Below are 1,577 nucleotides of genomic sequence, written 5' to 3'. Positions count from 1 at the left end.
CTCGACCTCGGCGGCGAACTGCCGGGCCGAGGCGTACCTGGCCGCCGGGTCCTTGGCCAGCCCGCGTTTCAGCAGGTCGCGCAGGGTGTCCGGGGCCACCTCCAGCGGCACGGGCTCCACCAGGTGCTTGTCCCGCAGCGCGGGCACGTCCGGCTCGCCGGCCACCCCCTCCTTGTACGCTCGGTACGGCGGCCGCCCGCGCACCGCCTCGAACAACACGCACGCCGCCGCGTACAGGTCGGCCGGCGGCCCCGCCTGGTGGCGCGTCCACAGCTCCGGCGACATGTACGCGGGCGTGCCCGCCGGGACGCCCGGCTCCTCGGCGTGCACCACGACGCCGAAATCGGCCAGCTTGCTGGTGCCGTCGGCCTGGACGAGGATGTTGTCCGGCTTGACATCCCGGTGCGGCACCTGTCAGCCGGCACTGTTTCCCACCGACATCACGTGACGCTCAACATCGCGCGAGGCTCACCCGGAGTAACTGATCATCGAGAGTGAGCCAGAGCCTCATTACCCGGCCAACGCCGCTCGCTTGATACGAATGGTGATATTGGGGTGCGAGCGACGATCAAGCACGCTTCAATACCCTCCTTCTCGTTTTCAAAACCTACGAAGGGCACCGAAAATGACATCCACTCGTCGTCGCCTCGCCATTGCGGGGGCGACGCTCACTCTTGCCACGCTCACCACCGCCTGCGGTGCGGCCGCGCAGGCTGTTGACTGCAACACCGCCTCCAAGGAGGTAGTCGCGATCATGAATGAGTGGAACGGCAGCCTCGCAGCCAGCGCCACGGACCCCGACGCCCTCGGCAAGGCGTCGAAGACGGCGGCGCAGAAGACCAAGGATCTCGCCGGGAAGTACGACGGCGAAGTCGCCGCCGCGCTGAACGACCTGGCCGCGGGCTTCTCCACCATGGAGGGTGGCGACATGACCAAGGCTGCCGAGCTCACCACCAAGGTGTCCGGCTTCCAGACCAAGCTCAAATCGGCCTGTTCCTAGGCTGAGCTCGCGGTTCGCCTTCAGGGTCTGGACGTCGGCGGTCTTGGTCCAGATGAAGGGCGCAAGTCCGGCACAGCCGGACGAAGTAGGAAGTGCGGTCGCGTGCGCGGCACAGGTCAGAACTCCCGGGGAGCACGTCAAGAGGCTGTCCCTGACGTCTGAGTGCCGCACAGTGCCCGCGCCGGCTAGCTCGGCGACGGCGATGAGCCGGACGGCCCTCATGGAGTAGCCGGACAGGGCGGCGGGCAGGGCGTCCGCGGATGTGACGATCTTGCGGAGCCCCCGGCCGCATCCCCGATCGATGGGCTCGCCCCATACCTGGGACCAACATCGCCGCCGCCACCGACCACTACCGCAGCCACCCCGCAGACCGCCTTCGGCTACTTGGTTTCACAGCATCCTTCGTCCCTGCCGCCGTTCCATGACTCGTTCGCGCCGTCCAGCGTGGAGTGATCGGCGGACGGCGAGACCGGCAGCAGCCGCTCAAGGGACGGCTCCGGCGAGGGCTCGTCGGACGGCTGCCGGAAGGGCTGGGGTGGGGAGCCGTCGGATGGCTGGGCCGCCGGTGGGTCCGACG

2 protein-coding genes and 1 pseudogene are annotated in these 1,577 nt (G+C 68.6%); 1 reads left to right on the top strand and 2 read right to left on the bottom strand.

The window, feature by feature from the left end:
• Positions 1-411, bottom strand: a 411-nt coding sequence (locus tag C1J01_RS47955; RefSeq protein WP_146616041.1) for a protein kinase domain-containing protein, incomplete at its 3' end; no start/stop codon positions are given.
• 214 nt (positions 412-625) lie between these two features.
• Between C1J01_RS47955 and C1J01_RS47950 the strand changes: the two genes are divergently transcribed.
• Positions 626-1,000, top strand: a complete 375-nt coding sequence (locus C1J01_RS47950; protein ID WP_146616040.1) for a DUF8711 family protein — start codon at positions 626-628, stop codon at positions 998-1,000.
• 380 nt (positions 1,001-1,380) lie between these two features.
• On the opposite strand, the pseudogene C1J01_RS51735 reads toward C1J01_RS47950, so the two are convergent.
• A pseudogene (locus tag C1J01_RS51735) lies at positions 1,381-1,577 on the bottom strand (hypothetical protein); the annotation flags it as partial.

This window comes from Nonomuraea aridisoli (assembly GCF_003236395.1).
Classification (GTDB): Bacteria; Actinomycetota; Actinomycetes; order Streptosporangiales; family Streptosporangiaceae; genus Nonomuraea; species Nonomuraea aridisoli.
Note: the sequence above shows the minus strand (reverse complement) of the source record. Positions and strands in the feature narration are given on the sequence as shown.

Excerpts from the sequence above, each read along its gene's own strand:
- C1J01_RS47950 (WP_146616040.1), top strand. The coding sequence starts at position 626 with ATGACATCCACTCGTCGTCGCCTCGCCATTGCGGGGGCGACGCTCACT.